This is a genomic window from Candidatus Hydrogenedentota bacterium, from assembly GCA_019695095.1.
Lineage (GTDB): Bacteria > Hydrogenedentota > Hydrogenedentia > Hydrogenedentales > SLHB01 > JAIBAQ01.
The window spans coordinates 1-22052 of the sequence record JAIBAQ010000051.1 but is presented as its reverse complement, the minus strand read 5'-3'; the positions used below and the strand labels follow the sequence as shown (position 1 = coordinate 22052).

Genomic DNA, 22052 nt, shown 5'->3' with positions numbered 1-22052 from the left:
ACGAAGCGGCGGACAACCTTCCACATGGAGCAGCGTGGAACAAGAGCTCCAACTTTTCGCAGGGGCGGAGTTTTGCGCGATGGGCCGAAGGCATTCCAGGGGCCCGCTTGTGTGCGTCCATTGAAATCCCCTACGCAAGCGCCGGTGGAAAGGTTGTGACGGCGGACAGCGCGCGCGCCTTCGGCCGTTCGCTGGCGAGAGCACTTCGCGAATATCTTGAGAAGACGGGGGCGAAGCTTCCGCAAGAACCTCCGTCGATTCAGCCCCATGTCGATGGCATTTACCCAAATATGACGGTGATGGCTGAAGGAGTGGGCAGCGATTCAGAGGCGGGTATCGGGGCCATCATTCCGTGGGGCGGGAAGTTGTGGGCCGTCGGATATGTGGCACACATTCGGGGCGAGGGACTTGGGCTTTACGAAATCGACGCGGACATGACGATGCGGCGGCATCCTGCGTCGGTGACGGGGACCTACGCGAATCGCATGGTGCACTGGCCTAGCGGGCAAGCATTCATCGGTCCCTATGCAATCGACGCGGACGGGCAAGTCAGGACCGTCGAGGCGCTGAAAGGCTTTCGTCTGACTGCTACTGTCGCGCATCTCACCGATCCCAAGCACAAAGTCTACTTTCTCGGCATGGAAGGCGAATTCTGGGAAGTCGACGTGTATGACGTATCGGCAAAGCTCCTGTTCAACTTGCGCGACGAGTTGACGGTGGTTGGCGCACAACAGCACTTCAAGGGGGCCTTCACCGGACAAGGACGCGTCGTGGTCGCAAATAACACCTACGACGAGAAGGAGTTTCTGGGCGAACGCGACGCAGGCCGGCTTGCCGAATGGGACGGCAGGACATGGACCGTGCTGGAGCGTAACCCGTTTGTCGAAGTTAGTGGAAACGGGGGCAGCGAGTCCTATGGCGGCGAAACGCTTTACGCGACCGGATGGACAAAATCGAGCGTCATACTCCGTGTTCTTGTGAAGGGCGAATGGAAGCGATACCTTCTGCCCAAGTCCAGCCAGACTTGGGACCACACCTGGAACACGGAGTGGATGCGGATCCGGCATGCCAGTACGGAGCGCCTTTTGATGGACGTTCACGGCACGTTCTTTGAGTTGCCGCCATTTGCGTACGGGGGGGACATCTGGGGGATTCGTCCCATTTGCACGCATCTGCGGGTTGTTCCCGACTTCTGTGCGTGGCGAGGATTCTTTGTGATGGCTTCTGACCAAATCGACCACGACCAGGGCCAACCGCAATCGGGGTTCTGGTTTGGGGCATTGGACGACTTGTGGGAAATGGGCAAGCCAAGTGGATGGGGAGGGCCCTGGTGGAACACGCCGATTCGCGCCGGAGAAGTATCCGACCCGTACCTGATGACGGGCTACGACAAGAAGGTATTGCACCTTGCGCACGATTCCAAGAAGGCTGTGCGATTCTGTGTCGAAGTGGATTTTCTGGGGGATGGACACTGGGAACTTTATGAAACGCTTCGCATTGGCGCCAAGAAGCCGTACCGTTACCTGAAGTTCCCGGACGGATTTAGCGCACATTGGGTGCGGATTCGCGCGGATGAGAGCTGTAACGCTACAGCCTATTTCGTGTATAACTGATTCGTCGATTGGAGATGCCCCTGCTGCGGGTCGGGCCACTGCCGGAAGAGAAGGGGGCAGTGCCGAGCCGAACGATGACAATGTGCCGCAAAGGTGCCTATGTAGAGAGCAGATGGTGGGTTACGTGGGTTTCCGATGTTTTCACTTGACGGCTAGAGCGGACTGCTGGTATAGTGGAGCCGTCTAAGCACAACCTGTTGTGTAGGAAAAGGTCAATCGGTAACGCCGTAGTGGTTCGAGTGTAGAGTGTACGGTACCGATTTTGGGAAGGGGAGGATTCCAGCCCGAAATTGGGGAGTGCAGACGGAGAATGAGCTAGCGGCAAAGTGTGAAAAGTGGTAGACTTGTTGAACGCTGAAGGGTGTGCTATAGTTTTGAGGAAACATGGACGATGCCTATAGGGTAACGTCTGTAGGGTGCAGCAAAAGGAGGAAAACGCACATGTCGAATTGGAAACGCTTCGCTGTAGTGATGGCCGTGTTGGTAAGTGTGGCATTGCCCGTGATGGTTGGTTGTAATCTTCTTCAGTATCAGTTCGAGATCAACAACCTGACCTCGTACGACCTGATGGAAGTCAACATCACGGCGGACGGCGCTCAATCGTGGGGTTCGAACGACCTGTCGGCAATTCTTGCGCCTGGTGGTTCGGAAGACATCAAGGGTTTCGCGGCTGGTGAATACATGGTTCGTGGCGTATTCGATGTAGCCGATGCCGAAGACGATGAGATCTGCGGACCGATCTACAACGACGAATACCTTGTATACAACACGGGTATCGAAGTTACGACGACGAATGTCGCGATCGACTATTCCGAAGATGTTGACACCGAAGAAGAATGCACCTTCATTTACGGCGACGTTCGTTACATCATCTAACGGATCCCGTCACTGAGACTGAGTACTTTGGCCGTCCCTTCGAGCGTAAGCGAAAAGGGACGGTTTTTTTACGTTCTATTGGTCGAAACGGCCAAAAGACGGAGACATCTTGAAATGTGTGTTCTCCGAGAGAGTATAATAGTGCCGATGCTGGAACGGGTATATCGAGTCTAGAGAACGCGATAGAGCAAGGAATAGGAGGCGGCTATGAGGACGTGGAAAACGGCAGCGATTGTGATGTCCATTGCGGTGGGCATTGTGGCTCCGGTTATGGTGGGCTGCAATCTGCTCACTTATCAGATTTGTGTGAACAATCAGAGTTCCTACGATCTTATTGAGGTGAATGTTGTGGCGCTGGGAGCGGGATCGTGGGGTTCGAACGATTTGACCGGAATTGTTGGACCTGGACAGACGCAAGACATCAAGGGTTTTTCGGCTGGTGACTACATGGTTCGCGGCGTGTTCGACGTGGCCGACAGTCAGGTATGTGAACCTGTCATCAATGACGAGTACATCGTAACAAATACGAACATCGACATCACGACGACAAACGTCTGTATCGACTACAACGAGCAGTATGTGGTGCAGAACGGCGTCAAGGCTCCGGGCGATTGCGTTGAGATTTATGGCGCAGTCCGTTTTGAAATTTAAGTCCTGATTGCAGATATTTTGGTAGAGCCCCTCGCAGCCGATTGGTTGCGGGGGGTTCCGTCATATGCGAGGGGCTGATCTGCTGTCCGCGTGGTTGAGTCAATCCTTGTTTGGAACGAGTGAATAGCAATTGACAAGTTGAGCCGATCTCCCTAAGATCTGAGGTGCTGTAGGGAATCTGTGTTCGTTTATCCAACTGAGCGTATCCGGGAGAGGAATGTGGCGTAGACCATAAGGAGCAGTGCCATGAAAAGGTTCACACGTTATGCGTTGGTGGCGATTCTGGCAATGGGGGCGGTTACGCCGCTATTGGTCGGATGTAACTTGCTACAGTATCAGTTCTGCATCAACAACCTTACGTCATTCGACCTCAAGGAAGTGAACATTGCGGCTCAAGGCGCGCCGTCGTGGGGTTCGAACGATCTCTCTGGCACGCTCCTGCCGGGCGGTTCGGTAGACATCAAGGGTTTTTCCCCGGGAATGTATATGGTGCGAGGCGTATTTGACATCGTGAATGAGGAGGATGTCTGCGAAGACGTCTATAACAACGAGTTCATCGTTGTGAACGACGGTCTGGAGATCACGACGACGAATATCTGCATCGACTACGACGAAGAAGTTCCAGAGAAAAAGAGCACTGTTTGTGTAGATATCTACGGCGCCGCGCGGTTCGAGATTTGAGTCATCAGTCTGAAAGTCGTTTGAGCTGGCGCACTCCGTCGTGAGTTGCTTGCCGAGATTGAGTGCGCCCGGACGATGAGCGATAGGGGAAGGCTGAGTATTCCCAGTCGCTTTGTGCAGAATGGTGAGTCAATACGTAGAGCAGATGAAAAAGGAGAAATGCAATGCGAGTAGTGCGTCGGTTTGGATTGCTGGCGGGTATGTGCGTTGTGCTGGTTGTAACGGTATTGGCAGGGTGTAACTTACTTCAGTACCAGTTCTGCGTCACCAACTTGACGCCGTATGACCTCAAGGAAGTGAACATTACAACTCAAAGCGCTGACTCTTGGGGCTCAAACGATCTGACCGGTGTTATTGAGCCGGGCGGCTCGGAAGATATCAAAGGGTTCTCGCCTGGCATGTACATGGTTCGCGGCGTGTTTGACATCGCGGGCGAGCCTAATCTCTGCCACGAAGTCATCAATGGTGAGTTGATCATCGTGAACGAAGGCCTTGAAATCACGACGACGAATATCTGTATCGATTACCGTGAGATCGAAGGCATTGTGTCCAAAGATAAGGCCGATGTCTGCACGTCGATCTATGGCGCAGCCAGGTTTGAAATCTAGCGTCGAGCGAATAACCGGTTGAAGACCGGTCAGTCGCCCCACACCAGGTAGTATGCATGGGTTGACGCACATGAGCGTCTAAGGGTGGGGCGGATTGTAGTGTATGTCATGACGTGGTATGCTCAGTCTCGAATAGTGGGGCGTTGTATACCCGTATAATGAGAAGCGGAAGAAGGAGACATGTAATGCGAGTGGTGCGTCGGTTTGGATTGGCAATGGGTGTGTGCGTTGTGTTGGTCGCAACGGTATTGGCAGGGTGCAATCTGCTTCAGTACCAGTTCTGCATCAACAACCTTACTTCGTTTGACCTCACGGACGTGAACATTGTAAACCAGGGCGCTGACTCCTGGGGGGCGAACGATCTGAGCGCTGTTCTTGCGCCTGGCGGCTCGGAGGACATCAAAGGTTTCGCGGCGGGAACGTACATGGTTCGCGGAGTTTTCGATGTCGCTGATTCCAGCGAATTCTGCGACGATGTAATCAACGATGAATTGATCGTCGTGAACGAAGGTATCGATATCACGACGACGAACGTCTGCATCGATTACAGAGAGGATACTCTGTTGCAGGGTAAGGCCGTTGTTATTGGCGGGTGCACCTTGATTTACGGTGATGTCCGATTCGTAATCTAGTCTTGAAGTAATTGGTATAGGGGGCAGGCTTGTTAAACCTCGACGAGCCTGCTTTTTTCTTGCCGAGGGTTGGTTTTTCTTGATGGAAGCGACGAAGCTTGCTGCGCTCCGGTGCGATACTGGAAGGAGACCAGTCAAGCAAGCCCGCACGAATCAAAGGAGATCAGGCATGAGACGGTCACGCAGTTGGGGAATCCTCGCTGCCGTTATACTCGTGGCGGTAGCTACGGTATTTGCAGGATGCAATCTGCTTCAGTATCAGTTCTGTATCAACAACTTCACGTCGTATGACTTGAAAGAAGTGAATGTGGCGAATCAGGGCGCTCTGTCATGGGGGCCAAATGACCTGACGTCAGTGCTGGTATCCGGGCAGTCTGAGGATATCAAAGGGTTTGCGCCGGGTACGTACATGGTACGGGGTGTGTTTGACATCGTCGACGAGTTCCTCTTCTGCGGTGAAGCCGTCAACAACGAACTCATCGTAGTAAATGAGGGGATCGAAATCACGACCACCAACGTCTGTATCGACTATTACCAGGGTCTAAGCTGGAATCGCAGACTTCCCGCCTGCTCGACCATCTACGGAGACGTGCGGTTCGAAATCTAGCTAACTCCTCACTGAACTTCGAAGCAGGCCCGCCTCAGGGTGTCAGGCCTGCTTCGCTTATTTCGGGGCGCAGATGAGCAAGGGAGAGAGGACTCCACAGGGATGAAATGGCGGTTGCGGGTGCGGAGCGGCTGCTTTAGAATGGCGGCGGGAATTAGTCCGCAATTTGCACAGGCGCGATTGAGCGCCGACGCAAATTGCTCACGTGCAAGACGTTGAGGTTATGCCATGAGGATTTCTCGCGAACACACTCTGTCTTCGGAGAGTCGCTTTGATTTTGGCCGCAAGTCTCGCGAACACTCTGGTTAGGAGAGAGGTTCAAGTGTGTTCGTGAGAAATCCGGGTTAGGTGATGAGCGCGAAAACAAGCATACCCGCAGTCCGTGTACTGCCCGAGAACGTGGCCAACAAGATTGCAGCCGGCGAGGTGGTCGAACGCCCCGCGTCTGTTGTCAAAGAGCTTGTTGAGAACGCGCTGGACGCCCGCGCGACGCGGATTCAGGTGCGGCTTGTGGCTGCGGGGCGCAGGACGATCGAGGTCATCGATAACGGTCATGGAATGTCCGAGCAGGATGCGTTGCTGGCGATTGAACGGCACGCGACAAGCAAGATCCGCAAAGCCGAGGACCTGGACAACATTCTGACGCTTGGGTTCCGTGGAGAGGCCCTGGCGAGTATCGCGGCCGTTTCACGATTCGAGATGGTCACGCGCCGCGAACGCGATGAGTCCGCGACGCGGGTGCGCGTGGAAGGGGGAATCCTTCGCGACGTAGACCACGTGGCCGCGCCCGTGGGAACGCGAGTGAGCGTGAACCGGCTCTACTTCAACACACCCGTACGCGCGAAATTCCTGAAGGGGATCACCACCGAACTGAGTCTGTGCATCGATATCGTGCAACGGCACGCGCTCGCGGAAGTGGGCGTCGGATTTCATCTGTTGCACAACGAAAAGACGCTGCTCGACATCCCGGAGCGCGCGACGCTGCGCGAACGGGTCGCCCTTATCTGGGGACTCAACTTCCTGAACGATTTGATCGACTTGGATGAAGAGCAGGCTGGACTTCGATTCCGAGGGTTGGTGGGAACGCCCGCACTCACGCGGTCGCAGCGTTCGCATCAGTTCTTCTTCTTGAATCGGCGTCCTATCGTGAATCGTTCGCTGCAGTATGGCTTGGAAGACGGCTACCGCGGACTGCTGACGATTGGACGGTATCCGGTGGGCATCGTCATGGTCGAGTCGCATCCGCGCTACGTGGATGTGAACATCCACCCCGCGAAGCGCGAAGTGCGTTTCCGCGAGGAGCGCGTGGTGCGCGAAGCCATTCGTGACGTAGTCCGCCGCCGTATGGAACGCATCCAAGTTGGACGCGAGACGCTGGTGACTCCCGCGCCGTCGTTTCCAGTGCGCGAAGAACCGGTCATGCGGACACTCATAAGCGAGACAAGCCCAAGGCTCGCCGGTACGGAAGCGGCAAGTGCTTCTATACCGCCCATGTTTGAGACTCCGCCCATCCTAGCCGCACGTTTTGTGGAGACCGCGAATCCGCTTGAAGCCTACACAGAACCGGTGCAAACCGAATTCGCGGGTTCGGGTCCGGCAACGTCGGACCACGTGGATCGGGTTGCGCCAATGGCCGTCTACCGTCCTATCGGCCACATGGACGATGCTCCGATGCAACTCTTCGACACGTACTTGCTGGTGCCGGAAGAAGACCGGTTGTTGATCATCGACCAGCACGCGTTGCATGAGCGGTTAACCTACGACAGTCTGCGCGCTGATCTTGCCGACCACGATTACCAGGCGCAGCAGTTGATCGTGCCCATTCTGGTGGAGCTTCCCCCGTCGCATGCGCGGCTGCTCGAAACGAATCTGCCGCTTTTCTCGCGTATCGGGATCGAAATCGAGCCGTTTGGCGGCACGACATTCCAGGTGACGGCGGTTTGTCACCTGTATCAGGAGTCCAAGATTGCCGATGCAATCTTCCGCGTGCTGGACCAGTTGGCGCAGGGGGACTTGTTCTCGCGCGAGGACTTTATCTCGGACGCGCTCCGCTTGACCGTGGAGGCCTGCCGAGGCTCCGTGAAAGCAGGCGATCGGCTGTCTCCGCAGGAACGCAAAGAACTGCTGGAAGGGTTCCGGCGGATGCGCCCCCCCTACACGTGTCCCCACGGAAGGCCAATCATCACCGAATTGACCCAAATGCAGATGGAGAAGAGCTTCCGGAGACGGCAGTGACTTCCATTCTGGCAGTCGTGGGACCTACCGGGTCGGGCAAGACGGCGTTGGCGATTGAAGTTGCCCGGCGCCTCAACACCGAGATTATCTCCGCCGATTCGATGCAGGTGTATCGCGGAATGGAAATCGGGACAGCGGCCCCCACCGCCGAGCAGCTTGCTGCGGTGAAGCACCATTTCGTGGGAGTGCTCGAACCGGATTGCGAATTCTCTGCGGGCGAATTCCAGCGGCAGGCGCGGATGGTGGTCGATACGCTGAATGCGCGTGGGAAGGTTGCCGTCGTGGCCGGTGGGTCCGGCTTGTATGTCAATGCGTTGATTGACGGCCTTTTCGATGGACCTCCGAAAGACGATACGATTCGAGAAGAGTTGCATCGGGAGGCCGAGTCGGGAGCGCCGCTCTACGAACAACTGCAATCGGTGGACCCGGAGTATGCCGCGATAATACTTCCAGGCGATCTGCGGCGGATCGTGCGGGCCCTGGAGGTGTACAGGCTGACGGGGCAGCCCATGTCTCGGCTTCATCGCGAGCACCGTGAGCGAACACACGCCTATTCTGCGGTGTTGGTCGCACTGGATTTTCCGCGCGAGGAGCTCTACCGGCGAATCAACGAGCGTGTCGACGCAATGGTGGCCGCGGGGTTTGTGGAGGAAGTGCGGGCGCTCCTGGAACGCGGATACCGCTCAGAGGTTGAACGTCTGCGATCGGTAGGATTTCGGGAGATGGCAGCGTATATAGACGGTAAACAGACGTTGGCCGAAGCGATAGAGACCACCAAGCAGCAGACGCGACGATTCGCCAAGCGGCAGTTGACGTGGTTCCGGGCCGACGATCGTATTCACTGGTTGCCGGTGACGGGTAGCTCGTTTACCGAGGCGCACGTGGAGCAGGCATTGCGGCTGCTTCAGGATGAGAGCGCGTCAGCTCGGTAAGCGGAAGTCTCCGAGACGAGGATAACGACGCGCCGGTCGTGGGGCGCCGTGGGCAACGAGTCCATCACCAGAAAATCGTAGGCCAGACCGATGGAAACGCCCCCGAATTCGGATAGGAATCGGTCAAAATACCCGCCCCCAAAACCGATTCGGTGACCGGACGGCGAGAAGGCAACTCCTGGGACAAGGACGATGCTGTCGCGTGACACGCGTGTCGCGGGAAGGGTCCGAACTGGTTCGGGAATGCCATACTTGCCCTCGGTCAGTGACTCCAGCGACGAAATCTCAACCCAGTCCATGGCTCCGGGGGTGCCCAGGCGAGGCACGGCAACCCGGCGGCCTTCCGCGAGCGCGGAGGTTATGAGAGCGCGCGTATCGACCTCGTTGTCAATGGAAACGTACGTCAGAAGCATCGGGGCCGCCCAGAACTCGGGTTGAAGCAGGAGATTGGCATGGACCGCCGCACTGCGAGTTTGGACCTCGGTGGGTGACAACGCCGAACGCATGGCGCGGAGGCGTGCCCGAAGCTGGGATTTCGCATCAGGGTTTGACATGCGGTTCCTTTCCGCAAGTATGGTTCGAAATCAAGCGACCGAGTACACCTGCCCGTTAGTGCCTTGCGGCGCACTCGGCTGCGCAAGAGTCCGAATAAAGTCTAGCGTGGAGACCTGGGAGAAGAAAGTTCCGGTGATGGGCAGGAATTACCGGTACGAGCTAGGATGCTCCTGCCTGCTTACCCGCCAAAGTCTTCAATTTTCGCCATTTTACCGCTAGTCATCGCATTGGCACATTCATTGCATCTGGCCTATCCGACCTGTCCCATAGCAGGTCGCTCGTGAGTGGTCGGCCCGGCGTCGGCGATGCTCTCCCTAAAGCGTCGTCGAATCATCCCTAAGCAACGCCGGGCTGCCGGGAAAAGCGCCGAAAGGCGATTGCGATAGGGTCCGAAACCGGGGAGGTAGCGATGATACAAGGCCTGTATGCGGCAGCGACGGGCATGATGGCGTTGGAAGAGCGTCATAACGTCATCGCCAATAACATCGCCAACTCGGCGACGGTGGGGTTCAAGCGTCAGAACCCCATATCCCAGGGGTTCAAGGAGTTGTTTCTGGGCGAAACGGCCACGGCGGCGCAACTGAATTCGAAGCGCGGCCCCGGCGGCGGACTCAAGACACTTGCCACGTTTACCGACCTGCAATCAGGTCCGATTTTTACCACGGACGACCCACTGAACGTTGCCCTTTCCGGGCCGGGGTTCATTGGCGTCGAGACGCCCGGTGGCGAACGCTACACGCGCAACGGCTCATTCATCGTGGATGTGGACGGCCAGTTGGCAACGCAGGACGGCTACAAGATTCAGTCGGCCGGGGGCGGGGCAATCGACGTAGGCGAAGGCAAGGTGCGGATAGACGACACCGGCGCGGTCACTGTGGATGGCCAGCTTGTCGGAGAGATTCGCATCGTGGAATTTCAGGAGCCTCGGCTGCTCGAACAAGAAGGTGGAAGTCTTTTCTTTGCGTCGGAACCCGTAGCCGCGCAAGCAACGGCGGCGACGGAGACGCGTCTGATAGCGGGTTCGCTTGAGGCATCCAATGTGCAGGCGCCCGTCGAGATGGCAGAGATGATGCTTGGTCTGAGGGCCTATGAGGCAAACCAGAGAGTCATTACGGCGGTTGACGAGACGGCAGGGCGTCTCATCAACGACGTGGGTTCACCGGCCTAATAAGGAGCGAAGGGGATGATTCGCGCACTGTTCACGGCGGCAACGGGCATGGTTGGGCAACAGACCAACATTGACACGATTGCCAACAACCTCGCGAACGTCAATACGACAAGTTTCAAGAAGAGCCGCGTGAATTTTCAGGATTTGCTGTACGAAACAGTGAAGCCGGCCGGTACTCAGACGGCGGCAGGTGAAATCATCCCGGCAGGCATTCACATCGGGCACGGCGTGCGGCCTGTAACGGTTGCAAAGACGTTTTCACAAGGAAATCTGATTCAGACCAATAATCCCTTCGATATGGCTATCGAGGGGGATGGTTTCTTTCAAGTCGAATTGCCGGATGGCACCACGGGGTACACACGGGACGGCAGTTTCCGAATCAACGCAAATGGCATATTCGTGACGGCGGACGGTTTCCCGCTAACGCCAGGAATCACGGTGCCGAACGACTTCGAGGAAATTTCCATCGGGCAAGACGGTGTGGTCTCGGTCACTGTGCCGGGGAACGCGACACCTTCGAACCTTGGGACCATACAGTTGGTGCGGTTCATCAACAATGCAGGCCTCGACGCGAGTCTCGGCAAGAATGTCTTTCAGGAGACCGAAGCTTCGGGCCCACCCGTGGCAGGTCAGCCGGGTCTAAACGGTCTTGGTACGCTGCAGCAACAATTTTTGGAGAACTCGAACGTTCAGGTCGTGGAAGAGATTCTTAATCTGATCATTGCGCAGCGCGCCTACGAGGCAAATTCGAAGGTCATACAGACCTCCGACGAAATGCTTCAGACGGCCAATAACGTCAGACGGTAAGCGGTAGGGTAAGGAGCTGAACATGAGACGCGCACGGATTCTCGGAATCGCAGTAGCCGCGCTCCTTCCCATGACGGCGTGGGCGGAACCCGCCGACACCGTCATGCTGAAGACGGAGGCCTACGTAAAAGGCCCAATGGTTACCTTGGGCGAGGTCGCGGAGATTAAAGGGGAGAATGCTCCGGTTCTCGGGCAGATCGAGTTGGGCGGAGCGGCTGCGCCGGGCGCCTCCAAGCGTTTGGATGCGACGCTCGTGCGCACGCGCATCGAGAGCGCGGGGGTCCAGGCGAGCGACATTACGCTGGACGGCGCCAATGCGGTCGTCGCAAAGACGCTTTCGATGGAATTGACCCAAGACATCCTGGCAGAGGATCTGTTTGCGTTCATTGAATCTAAGGTGCCCTGGAAGCTCGAGGATACGGAAATCGAGGTCGAGCATCAGGCGCAAAGCATCGTCGTCCCCGAAGGTGAACTGTCCATCAAGTGGTCGCCTCAACCCCAGTACCGTTGGATTGGGCCGACCGTCTTTCGCGGTGAGATCCGTGTGGACGGCGACGTGAAGCGCAGCATCACCATGAAGGCCAAAGTAGATGCACTGGCAGACGTGCTGGTGACCACGATGGACATCCCTCGGGGGAAACTGATTACTCCCTCCGACGTGCAAGTGGAAAAGCGTTCCTTGGCGAATCTACGTACTGGCAGCTATGTGACGGAGTTGGAGGACTTGGTAGGAAATACGGCACGGAGCACCATCTTTGCGGGGCAGGTCATCTCGCCGCGGCAAGTGGTGCCGCCGCAACTGGTAAAGCGGAATCAGGCGGTCACGGTGGAAACGCGGGCAGGTGGATTGCTCATCCGGTCGCGCGCAGTCGCCCTCGGAAATGCAGGGGCCGGCGAAGTACTGACCTGCCTTAATCCCGATTCGAAACAGGAGTTTGTGGGAACGTTACGCAAAGACGGCATCGTGGTTGTGGAGTAGGGAGGACAGGATGAACAGGCGATTGATAACGGCAATTGCGGCCACGGTGATAGCGATAGCCCCCGCATGGGGGGATTCGTTGTTTTCGCAGAAGACAGCGTCACAGGGGACGCTTGTTTCGCTGAAGAAGGCGCGGTTCGCCGAAGGCGACATCATAACCGTTCTTATCAAGGAAGAGATCGCCGCGCAGACCGATGCGAATACGAATACGAAGAAAGAGTCCGACGTGGAGTCGGAAGCGAACGCCGGCGACAACACCTTCCTGACGGCGGCAAAGCCGGACGGTTTCGGCATTACAACAGCGGGAAAGCTGCCGAACTGGCAGATTGGAATGAAGAACGAACAACGCACCACCGGTAAGACCGCGCGTAAGAACACGTTGGAGACCACCGTAACGTGCACGGTTACGAAGGTGAACGACAACGGCACCATTGAATTGCGGGGCGAGAAACTGCTGACCATGAATCGCGAACAGTCGCGGATGGTGGTGTCGGGGACTGCGCGGGCTCGGGACGTGACCCCCGCGAATACACTGGACTCGACTCAATTGGCGAACGCCGTTATTGAACTGAGCGGAAAAGGGCCGCTTTGGAACAATCAACGTCGAGGCGTGCTCACGAGGCTTCTGGATTGGGTGTCGCCATACTGAGCGTGCGTGAAACGGGCATGAATTCAAGGTTTGCGTGATGGAAAGGCTTAGGGACCAGTAATGCAAGCACTACGAGGCAGTCTGATTTGCGCGTTGCTCGCCGGGCTGGTGTTATCGGCCCCCGCGAGTGCGGCACGTATCAAGGACTTGTGCGAAATCCAGGGGGCACGGGGTAACCAACTCAAAGGCGTGGGTATCGTCGTGGGCCTTGCGGGCACCGGCGATAAAACCGGCGACGCACTACGCCGGATGCAACGCATGCTGGACCGCATGAACATTGATGTAGATAAAATCGCCGATCTGAAGTCCGACAACGTGGCCGTGGTCATGGTGGATGCCACCCTACCCGCATTTGCGAAAGAAGGTACGCGTATCGACGTTCGCGTAAGTGCCGTTGGCGACGCGGAAAGTCTGGAAGGCGGTACCCTCCTGGAAACGTATCTGTATGGTCCCGGCACCGATGAGACGGTGTATGCCGTCGCGCAGGGTCCGTTATCGGTTGGCGGATTCAACGCGGATACGGGCGGTGGGACGTCGGTCCGCAAGAATCACGTAACCGTGGGCCGTATTCCGATGGGCGCATTCGTCGAACAAGAAGTCCCTTCGACGATTACCGACGGGGATCGTGTCGCGCTGCTTCTACGCCGCCCAGACTTCAAGACGGCCGAGAACATTCGTCAAGCGGCGGATAAGGAGTTTGGGGAAGGAAGCGCTTCAGCGTTAAGCGCGAGCACCATCACGGTGCGTATCCCTCAGGACATGCAGCAGGAACTCATTGGCTTCATCGCCAAGCTGCAGGATTTGGATGTGTCCTCAGACCTGCCCACCCGTGTTGTGATAAACGAGCGCACAGGCACGCTGGTTGTAGGCGGCGACGTAATGATCAAACCGTGCGAAGTGGCTCACGGCAACCTGAGCATTCAGATTGCGACAACGCCGGTGGTAAGCCAACCCGCCCCGTTGTCTCAAGGGGAGACCGTTAAGGAAGAGGTCGTGGACGTTGCAGCGGAAGAGCAGCAAGCTTTCCTGATGCCGGTTCAGGGGACATCCGCGAGCGACGTCGCATTGGCTTTGAACAAGCTCAAGGTGACTCCCCGCGACATGATTTCCATCTTTCAGGCATTGCGTGAGTCGGGGGCGATGGACGCGGACTTGGAGATTATGTAGTGCTGTACGTAAACCCATTGGCGAATGTGACGGAAGCGAGAACCGGGGCTTTGGCGAAGGAGTCCTCGCGCGAGAAGCTGGCTTTGCAGGAATACGAGCACTATTTCGTCTTCACCCTGCTGCAAGAAATGCAGAAGTCTGTTCCCAAGGGAACCCTTTTTGGCAATGACCCTGATTCGGACTACTACCGTGAGATGCTGAACGATACCTTAAGCGGTGAAATTGCCAAAAGCGGGCAATTCGGAATCGCGAAGCTGATGGAGCAGCAGTTGCGCGCCGCCGAATCCAGGGGGAGGGCCGCCCTGGCCGCCTCGGAAGCCACGGCCGCCCCGCTGATCGAGGTCAAGTGATCGCGAGCGTCTGCCGATAAAGAGTAAAGCAAAAGGAATCTGATGGCTGTGGATAGCAACATCAATACGCTATGCCAATTGCTGGAAGATGAGATTGAACGCCAAGAGAATCTCTTGAGTGTTTGCCGATCTCAGCATGAGGCGTTGTTGGCGCAAGATCTCGAAACGCTGCAGGCGCGGACAGAAGCACTGGAAGCGCTGGTTCGAGAGACGGCGCAAGCCCATGCAATGCGCAACTCCATCGTGCAACCTATTCTGGCCAAAGGCGGTATTTCGAACGCAAATCCGTGTTTGAGCGATTTAATCGAAGCGGTCCCCGTGGAATGGAAGGGCAGGCTGAGGGATTTGCAGACGCGTCTGAAGGCGGCCATCGCGGCGAATCGAACGGTTGTTCGAACGAATGCACGCATGTTGCGCCAGTCGTTAAACGTGACAGAGCAGTTGTTGGACACATTCCAGGCGTGTTCCGAAGGGCTTGCGGGCAACTACACGGAACAAGGAGGCGGGACAACCGTGCGCCTCATCGAGCCTGTAATGTTGGATCATCGGGGGTAGTCCATGGGTGCGCTACGTGTTACACAAGGTATCGTGATGAACCGGTTGCTCAACAATATCCAGGATCAGAGCAAGCGGATTCTGGATCTGCAGACGCAACTCGCAACCGGATTGCGCGTGAACACCGTTTCGGACAATCCTGTGGACGCGCGCCGCGCGATGAACACGCGAGCCGCCATTGCCAAGAATCAGCAATACCTCGACAACATGTCCTCCGCAAGTCCACAACTTGAGGAGTCGGTAAGCTCGCTGCAGACCATGGTGAATGCCATCCTGCGCGCCCGCGAGCTAACCCTGCAAGGGGCAAATGGCACGGAAGGCCAGGCAGCCTTGGATGCCATCGCGGAGGAAATTGACCAACTGCTTGAGGGCGCCGTCAATACGGCGAACCATCAATCGGGAAATCTCTACATCTTTGGCGGCACGCGTACCCGTTCGATGCCGTATGAGGTCACAAGGGACGTCGACGGCGATATCACGGCTGTCACCTATCAAGGGAATACTGAGACGGTTTCCGTGGGAGTTGCGGACGGGGTCACGGTGGAAGTGAACGAGCCCGGGTCCACGGTGTTTCAAGGGTCGCAGGACCTGTTTCAGACTTTGATCGACATACGCGATGCGCTGCGTGCGGGCGATCAGGCGACGCTTCAGAATCAGAGCTTGGATGAGTTGGAGGCGATACGTCAGCAGCTCAATCAAGGAATGGCGCGTCTGGGTGCGGTGCAGAATCGTGTAACCAGCCTGACCAATGAGACGGAAGATTTCCAAATCCAGTTAGAGCAGTTGCTTTCGGATTCACGCGACGCGGATTTTGCGGATGTCATCATCCGGTTGAACGCGCAAAGCAACGCGTTTCAGGCGGCCCTAAACGCCGCTGCGCGAGTAATCCAGCCAAGCCTACTCGACTACGTGGGATAATTGATTCCCTTCTAGACCTTCCTTAGAATCTATGTATTCCATTCTTGTGTGCACCGTTGGTGTACCAAAGCACATGGAAGCTCAAACTCAGAAAGCAGTAGCCCATTCTACGGCGCTATGCACATGCAAGGAGATTAGGCGTGAAACCCCTTTGGGCACTTTTGGTTTGTCTGGCAGTTTGCTCGTGCGCCTCGTCGGGCGGAAGCGTCATCGAGAAAGTGAAATATGACTTTGGCATCGGTGAGAAGCCGGAGGGCTACGTCTCGGGCACCGATAAGGTCATGGAACGCCTGGACGGGATTGGTAAGTCCGAGCTGAAGCGCATGAATATGGCGGGGCGGCATGGAGAGGTCGTTTTCGAGGGAGAAGGCCAACTGCGCGGCAAGTACTATAAGAAGGTGAAAGTGTACGAGGAATACCATCCGCTGGACGCGTTTCCGACGTCGCGCAGTTCGGCGACCGAACGCGGATTCATCGGCTTGATTCAATATACATATCGAGTCTACGAAGGTGAGCGAAAGTCGAACCGTACCGAGGCAGCCGCAGCCTCGGCAAATACCCAAACGGATGTCTCCGGCCGCGAGACGTATCGGTATCGCTTTGGTCAAGGCGCCACGTGGGACGGCGCCCCGGGTGAACTGACCAGGGACTAGTCCGCGTTTTGCGCGGGCGCAATTGAGCGCCGGAGAAGAGGCGCAGGAATCCGCCATCTCCGGAAAGGGGGGCCAATGGTTTCGTGCGTAGTCTTGTGTCTGGCCATATCCACTCCGTTGCTGGGAGTCGGCGCGGACAAGACGCCGTTCATCATCAACGAGGACAATAGCCATTTCTTTGGTTCGCGCAATGCAGGCGACATGACGCTGGACGGGCTCCACGCGTTTGTCGATCAGTACGCGGGCACGGCCGTAACGCATCTTTTCCTGAATCCCAATGCGATGCGGGCCAGCCATGAAAGTGCCGCCCGCGACGCCATTTGGGAAGTCGGTGACCAGGTGGTTCCCGATGAACCGGAATTCTGCCGGAAATGGGTGGATAACGCGCGGCTCCTTCATGAGCGGGGATTGGACCCCTACGCGGTATGGATTGCACGTTGCCGTGAGAAGGGCATCTCGCCGTGGCTGACGATGCGCATGAACGATGTGCACGACGTCAACAACCCGAAAAACTTCATGCACAGCACGTTCTGGGTGAAGCACCCGGACTACTGGCGCGTGCCCGGCAGTACCGGCGCGTGGCAGGATCGCGCGCTGAATTACGGGATTCCAGAAGTGCGCGAACACGCAATGGTGTACGTGAAGGAACTGTTCGAGCGATATGATCCCGACGGTATTGAACTGGATTGGATGCGGTTTGGCTATCACTTCAAGCCCGGCGAAGAGGCCAAAGGACGGGACATCCTCACTCAGTTTATGCGCGATGTGCGGGCGCTGTCGGTGGATTGGTCGCAGAAACGAGGTCATCCGATTCAAATTGGCGCGCGTGTGCCCGCGGTCCCCGACGCGGCGTACGGACTTGGCATGGATGGCGTGACTTGGGTTAAGGAAGACTTGGTCGACGTGCTGGTTCCGACACCATTTTGGGCAAGCATCGATTTCGACATACCCGTCGAGGAGTGGCGCGCGCGTCTGGGCGATAGCGCTAAGAAGATAACGCTCGCGCCTGGAGGAGAAATACTCATTGCTGCATATCCGGGCGCCAAGCAGACGGAGAATACCTTGTCGTCGGCGCGGGGTTTCGCCTCCATGGAATTGATGCGCGGCGCGGACGCAATTTACTTGTTCAACTACATGGACCCGGCCCCCATGCATGGCGGTGTGGAGGCCTACCGGTCCTTGCTGGAAGAAGGTATAGCGCTTAAAACGCTGGTTGGGAAAGAGCGGCGCTTTGTCAGCACCTATCACGATACGGTCCCCGCAGGCGTCTCCAACGGAGCACAGTTGCCCGCTGCGTTGGCGGATAACCCGGTAATCACTATCTATGCGGGTCCAAAACCTCCCTCCGGCAAAGCGGCAGTGATAATCGGATTTGATAAGGCCGAGGGGGTAGATGAGAAGACACTCAAGGTGTCCGTGAACGGTGCCGCATGCTCGTTGGCAGGAATCGTTGAGGACTTGGCCGATTTTCCGGGAGTAGCCAGGGCAATTCGATTTGAATCGGAGTTGAGTGCGCTCAAAGATGGAAGCAACGCCGTGGCGGTGAGCGGTGGTTCCGGCGAGGCCAAGATGGTCTGGGCGGAGATTCGGGAATAGTCCGCAATTTGCATCGGCGCTATAGTGCGCCGACGCAAATTGCTCACGTGCGCGACTTTGATGCTATGCCATGAGGATTTCTCGCGAACACACACTGTTTTCGGAGAACTGCCCAATTTCTTGCCGTGAGTCCCGCAAACGCACTGGTTGCGAGAGAAGGCAAAGTGTGTTCGTGAGAAATCCGGGAATAGGCCCGATTAGATTCTCAAGTCTGAGATTTCACATCTAAGACCGTCGGACGTGACAATGAGGCAGGCGAATCGCCATGCTCGATCGTAAGTTGGCGTGTCCACTACGCCTTGGGTCGGGAAACCCTCATCTTCGCCTCAATGAGCTGGGGGTGAGTCAGGTTCATCAGGTCGGCGAGTTTGTGGACCAGATAGTCTTCGTGGCCATCCAGACTGCCGTCCGCATAGATGACTCGCCACACTTCTTCAATGATTCCAACTTTCTCTTCTACGCTGCATGATTGATTGATTTGGTTTGTGTACTTCCAGAGCCCGCTGGCTTCCTGTCGGCGTTCTTGGGCCACTTCGATGAGTTCCTCTGCCTCCTCCTGCAAGAGGTCGAATCGCGTACGCAAAGAGTCGATAATGAGCTGACACTCGGCAGGAGAAAACTCGTTGTCTGCGCCGGCCACTTCAAGCAATACAATACAAGTGGCCAAACGCAAGCGTTCCTCGCGGTCGACGGCCGAATCGGTCTGGCGTGGAGCGAGCAGTTGGAGAAGCTTCTCAAGCATGACAGTCCCTTCATTTTCTTGAATGCTAACACGTGTTTCCGATTGACTTCCAGAAAGGAAGTGTCATCATAGTCCGGATGTCTCACAAACCAGCGCGGACTTGTCTCTTAGCCGGCGCGCAATAGACTCGGAATTCAGTCTGCGGTAAGGAGAGCCAACAATGCGGGCCTTTGTGGCCATTGAGATCCCCGAGGAAATTCGGATGAGGCTGCTGGACGTACAACAGAATCTGCGCGAATCGCGCTTACGCGCTTCGTGGGTGAAACCCGGCGCCATGCATCTGACGTTACGCTTCTTGGGCGAAATCGGCGAGGCTGACGCGGAAACGTATCTGGAGCACGTTGCGCCGGCATTTGCCGAGGTGAGCGCGTTTGACCTCACGGTTCGCGGTGTCGGCGCTTTTCCCAACGCCCGGAGACCAACTGTCGTGTGGGCTGGCGTGACGCCTGCCGATGGGGCGCTTGAAGCTGCATTCCGGATAGCGGAGGCGGGGGCTGTGGCCATCGGGCAGAAGCCGGAGAATCGCCGCTTCCATCCTCATGTCACGTTGGCCCGCATCAAGGATGACCGGGACAAGGCGAGTGGTCGAGGCGCGAAAGATGCGGGCGATCCGGCAATAGAGAGACTGGCTGCATTGATGCGGCGCGAACAGTCTACGCTCTTTGGTGCATTCACGGCGAAGAGTGTGTCATTATTTTCCAGTGACTTGAGGCCTCAAGGCCCTGTTTATACCTGTATCAAGGAGTTTTCCTTCCCGACATGATTGGACGCGCGATTTATAGTCTGCTGACGCTGTACATGATGCTGGTTCTCCTGCGTTGGCTGGCGTCTTATCTTGAGATAGACTTGTACTCCGCGCGCTGGCGCTGGATACCGCAATGCGTTGATCCCTTCCTCAAGCCGATCCGGCGCGCGTTGCCGTCCCTGGGTCCAGTCGATTTTGGGCCGCTGGCGGCTTTGGTTGTGCTGTGGTTTGCCCGATTCTTGATCCTCGCCGCTATTTACCCCGCAAGGTGACAAGCAATGTTGCGCCAGAAGTTTATCAGGCGCTGGTTTGGAAAGGAGGGACTCATCGAAGCGGGAGATCCCTACGCCGAAGACCGTTCGCGCATGATCGACACGCAGCTCAAGCGCAGAGGAATCGTGGAGCCGCGTGTGCTGGAGGCGATGGGGAGTATTCCACGCGAGTGCTTTGTGCCGGATGACCTGAAGTCTCACGCATACGATGACCGTCCGCTCGAAATTGGTCACGGCCAAACCATCTCCCAGCCGTTCATGGTCGCTCTGATGACGCAGTTGGCGCACGTCAAGCCCGATGATACCGCTCTGGAAATCGGCACGGGCTCGGGTTACCAATGCGCCGTGCTCGCGCGGCTGGCCCGGCGAGTCGTCAGCATTGAACGGGTGCCGGAGTTGGCATCGCGTTCCGCAGGTCTGCTGCAAACGCTGGGATTTAACAATGTGGAAGTTCAAGTGGGTGACGGCACGTTGGGATGGCAGGAGTCAGCCCCATACGATGTGATTATCGTCACGGCTGCGGGGCCGCGAATACCCGCCGCGCTGCGAAATCAGTTGCGGGAAGGTGGGCGGTTAATCTGTCCAGTCGGGGGGCGGGAATCGCAGGAGTTGCTCTGCATAACGAAGATCGGCCAGACCTTTCGCCAGGAATATAGCACCGGATGCGTTTTTGTTCCCCTAATCGGAGCGGATGGCTGGGATCTGACCGAGTAGTCCGGGCTTCTCGCGAACACACGCGAACTTATCTCACAGGTTGTTTACTGTCCGACAGGAAGACTTCTTCATGAATGCAGTTGAGCTACATGACATTACGTTTAAGCGAAAGGGGCGGACCATCCTCGATCGTGTTTCGTGGACGATCCAGCAAGGCGAGCACTGGGCCCTGATTGGGGCAAACGGTTCGGGTAAAACAACGCTTCTCAAGATTGTCACCGGCTACGAATGGCCAAGCGAGGGCACGGTCAGTGTACTGGGACGTGTATTCGGCGAGTGTGACATCCGGGAGTTGCGCAAGACCATCGGCTGGGTGAGTTCGGCGTTGGAGAGCAGGTTGCCGCAGGATGACACGGCGCTGGACGTTGTGGAATCGGGGTTGGAGGCGACGCTAGGGCTCTATCGGCAGTATTCGGACGAGGAACGCGCACGCGCATGGGAAGCGCTGAGCTTGCTGAACAGCGAGGGCCTGGCTGACCAGCCTTTTGGCGTGCTGTCCCAAGGGGAACAACAGCGTGTGCTGATTGCTCGCGCACTCGTCTGCAAACCAACGCTCTTGGTCTTGGATGAGCCGTGCGCCGGGCTGGACCCGCACGCGCGTCGCGACTTTCTGGACGACTTGGCCCGCTTGGCGGAGCGGGAAGATGCGCCAACTCTGTTGCTCGTTACACATCACATCGAAGAGATTGGTGGGTGGGTGACTCGGGTGTGTGCCTTAAAGGCGGGACGTGTCGTCGCGCAGGGAAGCACTCGCGACCTGCTGACCTCCGAAATCCTCTCAAAAACGTTCGATATGAATTGCCGCGTGGAATTCGACGGCGCGAGCTATTGGCTGCGCCCCGGACTTGCGCACGACACGGCTCGCACACATTCCGTCTGATTCGACACTTGCCGCCCCATATCACAAGATCCGTATTGCGCAAATAGCGCAGCCGTGATAGCTTACTTATGCAAGGTGACGCTTCTGGTGGTTTCCTCTTTTCGCGAAACGTAAATCCTGTCCTGGACTTGATTCCAGTCTATCCGGAGTACTTGACCGACCCAAAAGTGACTATCCCGGATTTCTCACGAACAAACCTGAACCTCTCTCGAAACCGTTGTGTTTGCGAGACTTGCGACGAAAAACAAAGCGGGTCTCCGAAAACAGAGTGTGTTCGTGAGGAATTCGGAATAGGGGGGACGCGCGCTGCGCGATCAGTTTACGGTTACGCGGTCTGTCCCTCGCTCGCTGAAGTCTGCCCGGATTCCACGGGTGGATGCAGGCTCTGGGGAGCGGGCTGTTGGATGACGGGCGTGGACGCCGGGACGGGCGGATTGGCTACGTGGTCGAGTACAAAGCCCAGGATA

The 22052-nt window shown here is 56.9% G+C and carries 25 protein-coding genes; 23 read left to right on the top strand and 2 right to left on the bottom strand.

The window, feature by feature from the left end; translation table 11 throughout:
- Positions 1-290: 290 nt before the first annotated feature.
- From K1Y02_10615 to miaA, 9 genes are all read left to right on the top strand, one after another.
- Entirely contained in the window at positions 291-1613 is a 1323-nt protein-coding gene (locus K1Y02_10615; GenBank protein ID MBX7256805.1) for a hypothetical protein, read from the top strand.
- A 441-nt stretch (positions 1614-2054) separates the two neighbouring features.
- Positions 2055-2489 (top strand): hypothetical protein, encoded by a 435-nt coding sequence (locus K1Y02_10610; protein MBX7256804.1) that lies wholly within the window; start codon positions 2055-2057, stop codon positions 2487-2489.
- A 207-nt stretch (positions 2490-2696) separates the two neighbouring features.
- Positions 2697-3140, top strand: coding sequence for a hypothetical protein (locus K1Y02_10605; GenBank protein ID MBX7256803.1), 444 nt, complete (start codon positions 2697-2699; stop codon positions 3138-3140).
- Positions 3141-3386: 246 nt separating this feature from the next.
- Complete coding sequence (locus K1Y02_10600) at positions 3387-3821, top strand: hypothetical protein (protein MBX7256802.1); 435 nt, start codon at positions 3387-3389, stop codon at positions 3819-3821.
- Between the two features lie 164 nt (positions 3822-3985).
- Positions 3986-4429, top strand: a complete 444-nt coding sequence (locus tag K1Y02_10595; protein ID MBX7256801.1) for a hypothetical protein — start codon at positions 3986-3988, stop codon at positions 4427-4429.
- 185 nt (positions 4430-4614) lie between these two features.
- Complete coding sequence (locus tag K1Y02_10590) at positions 4615-5061, top strand: hypothetical protein (protein ID MBX7256800.1); 447 nt, start codon at positions 4615-4617, stop codon at positions 5059-5061.
- Positions 5062-5230: 169 nt separating this feature from the next.
- Complete coding sequence (locus K1Y02_10585) at positions 5231-5668, top strand: hypothetical protein (protein MBX7256799.1); 438 nt, start codon at positions 5231-5233, stop codon at positions 5666-5668.
- Between the two features lie 351 nt (positions 5669-6019).
- Positions 6020-7903 (top strand): DNA mismatch repair endonuclease MutL, encoded by a 1884-nt coding sequence (gene mutL / locus K1Y02_10580; protein ID MBX7256798.1) that lies wholly within the window; start codon positions 6020-6022, stop codon positions 7901-7903.
- A complete protein-coding gene (miaA, locus tag K1Y02_10575; GenBank protein MBX7256797.1) occupies positions 7900-8835 on the top strand; it encodes a tRNA (adenosine(37)-N6)-dimethylallyltransferase MiaA in 936 nt (311 codons plus the stop codon). Before mutL ends, miaA begins: the two co-directional genes overlap by 4 nt.
- On the opposite strand, the gene K1Y02_10570 is transcribed toward miaA, so the two are convergent.
- Positions 8808-9389, bottom strand: coding sequence for a 5-formyltetrahydrofolate cyclo-ligase (locus K1Y02_10570; GenBank protein ID MBX7256796.1), 582 nt, complete (start codon positions 9387-9389; stop codon positions 8808-8810). The two genes, miaA and K1Y02_10570, sit on opposite strands and share 28 nt — an antisense overlap.
- 410 nt (positions 9390-9799) lie before the next feature.
- Here K1Y02_10570 and K1Y02_10565 point away from each other — a divergent pair, with 410 nt between their 5' ends.
- The 10 genes from K1Y02_10565 to K1Y02_10520 all read left to right on the top strand — a co-directional run bounded on the left by K1Y02_10565 (position 9800) and on the right by K1Y02_10520 (position 18232).
- On the top strand, positions 9800-10558 hold the full coding sequence (locus K1Y02_10565; GenBank protein MBX7256795.1) for a flagellar hook-basal body protein: 759 nt from the start codon (positions 9800-9802) through the stop codon (positions 10556-10558).
- A gap of 15 nt (positions 10559-10573) precedes the next feature.
- On the top strand, positions 10574-11365 hold the full coding sequence (gene flgG, locus K1Y02_10560; protein MBX7256794.1) for a flagellar basal-body rod protein FlgG: 792 nt from the start codon (positions 10574-10576) through the stop codon (positions 11363-11365).
- Between the two features lie 22 nt (positions 11366-11387).
- Complete coding sequence (flgA, locus tag K1Y02_10555; protein ID MBX7256793.1) at positions 11388-12344, top strand: flagellar basal body P-ring formation chaperone FlgA; 957 nt, start codon at positions 11388-11390, stop codon at positions 12342-12344.
- Between the two features lie 10 nt (positions 12345-12354).
- Entirely contained in the window at positions 12355-12993 is a 639-nt protein-coding gene (locus K1Y02_10550; protein ID MBX7256792.1) for a flagellar basal body L-ring protein FlgH, read from the top strand.
- Between the two features lie 60 nt (positions 12994-13053).
- Positions 13054-14160, top strand: a complete 1107-nt coding sequence (locus K1Y02_10545) for a flagellar basal body P-ring protein FlgI (protein MBX7256791.1) — start codon at positions 13054-13056, stop codon at positions 14158-14160.
- On the top strand, positions 14160-14510 hold the full coding sequence (locus K1Y02_10540; GenBank protein MBX7256790.1) for a rod-binding protein: 351 nt from the start codon (positions 14160-14162) through the stop codon (positions 14508-14510). Before K1Y02_10545 ends, K1Y02_10540 begins: the two co-directional genes overlap by 1 nt.
- 42 nt (positions 14511-14552) lie before the next feature.
- Positions 14553-15065, top strand: coding sequence for a flagellar protein FlgN (locus tag K1Y02_10535; GenBank protein MBX7256789.1), 513 nt, complete (start codon positions 14553-14555; stop codon positions 15063-15065).
- A gap of 3 nt (positions 15066-15068) precedes the next feature.
- Positions 15069-15983: a flagellar hook-associated protein FlgL gene (gene flgL, locus K1Y02_10530; GenBank protein ID MBX7256788.1), complete on the top strand. Its 915-nt coding sequence runs from the start codon at positions 15069-15071 to the stop codon at positions 15981-15983.
- Between the two features lie 140 nt (positions 15984-16123).
- A complete protein-coding gene (locus K1Y02_10525) occupies positions 16124-16636 on the top strand; it encodes a hypothetical protein (protein ID MBX7256787.1) in 513 nt (170 codons plus the stop codon).
- Positions 16637-16711: 75 nt separating this feature from the next.
- The gene (locus K1Y02_10520) at positions 16712-18232 is read left to right on the top strand and encodes a family 10 glycosylhydrolase (protein ID MBX7256786.1); all 1521 of its coding nucleotides are present in this window, start codon (positions 16712-16714) and stop codon (positions 18230-18232) included.
- Between the two features lie 292 nt (positions 18233-18524).
- Here the strand turns inward: K1Y02_10520 and K1Y02_10515 are convergent, their stop codons facing one another.
- The gene (locus K1Y02_10515; protein ID MBX7256785.1) at positions 18525-18974 is read right to left on the bottom strand and encodes a TerB family tellurite resistance protein; all 450 of its coding nucleotides are present in this window, start codon (positions 18972-18974) and stop codon (positions 18525-18527) included.
- A 160-nt stretch (positions 18975-19134) separates the two neighbouring features.
- Between K1Y02_10515 and thpR the strand changes: the two genes are divergently transcribed.
- The 4 genes from thpR (at position 19135) to K1Y02_10495 (ending at position 21585) form a co-directional block, all read left to right on the top strand.
- A complete protein-coding gene (thpR, locus tag K1Y02_10510; GenBank protein MBX7256784.1) occupies positions 19135-19737 on the top strand; it encodes an RNA 2',3'-cyclic phosphodiesterase in 603 nt (200 codons plus the stop codon).
- Positions 19734-19991 carry a YggT family protein gene (locus K1Y02_10505; GenBank protein MBX7256783.1) on the top strand — a complete coding sequence of 86 codons (258 nt, stop codon included), beginning with the start codon at positions 19734-19736 and terminating at the stop codon, positions 19989-19991. Before thpR ends, K1Y02_10505 begins: the two co-directional genes overlap by 4 nt.
- A 93-nt stretch (positions 19992-20084) precedes the next feature.
- The gene (locus K1Y02_10500) at positions 20085-20705 is read left to right on the top strand and encodes a protein-L-isoaspartate(D-aspartate) O-methyltransferase (GenBank protein ID MBX7256782.1); all 621 of its coding nucleotides are present in this window, start codon (positions 20085-20087) and stop codon (positions 20703-20705) included.
- A gap of 70 nt (positions 20706-20775) precedes the next feature.
- The gene (locus tag K1Y02_10495) at positions 20776-21585 is read left to right on the top strand and encodes an ABC transporter ATP-binding protein (GenBank protein ID MBX7256781.1); all 810 of its coding nucleotides are present in this window, start codon (positions 20776-20778) and stop codon (positions 21583-21585) included.
- The last annotated feature ends 467 nt before the right edge of the window (positions 21586-22052 follow it).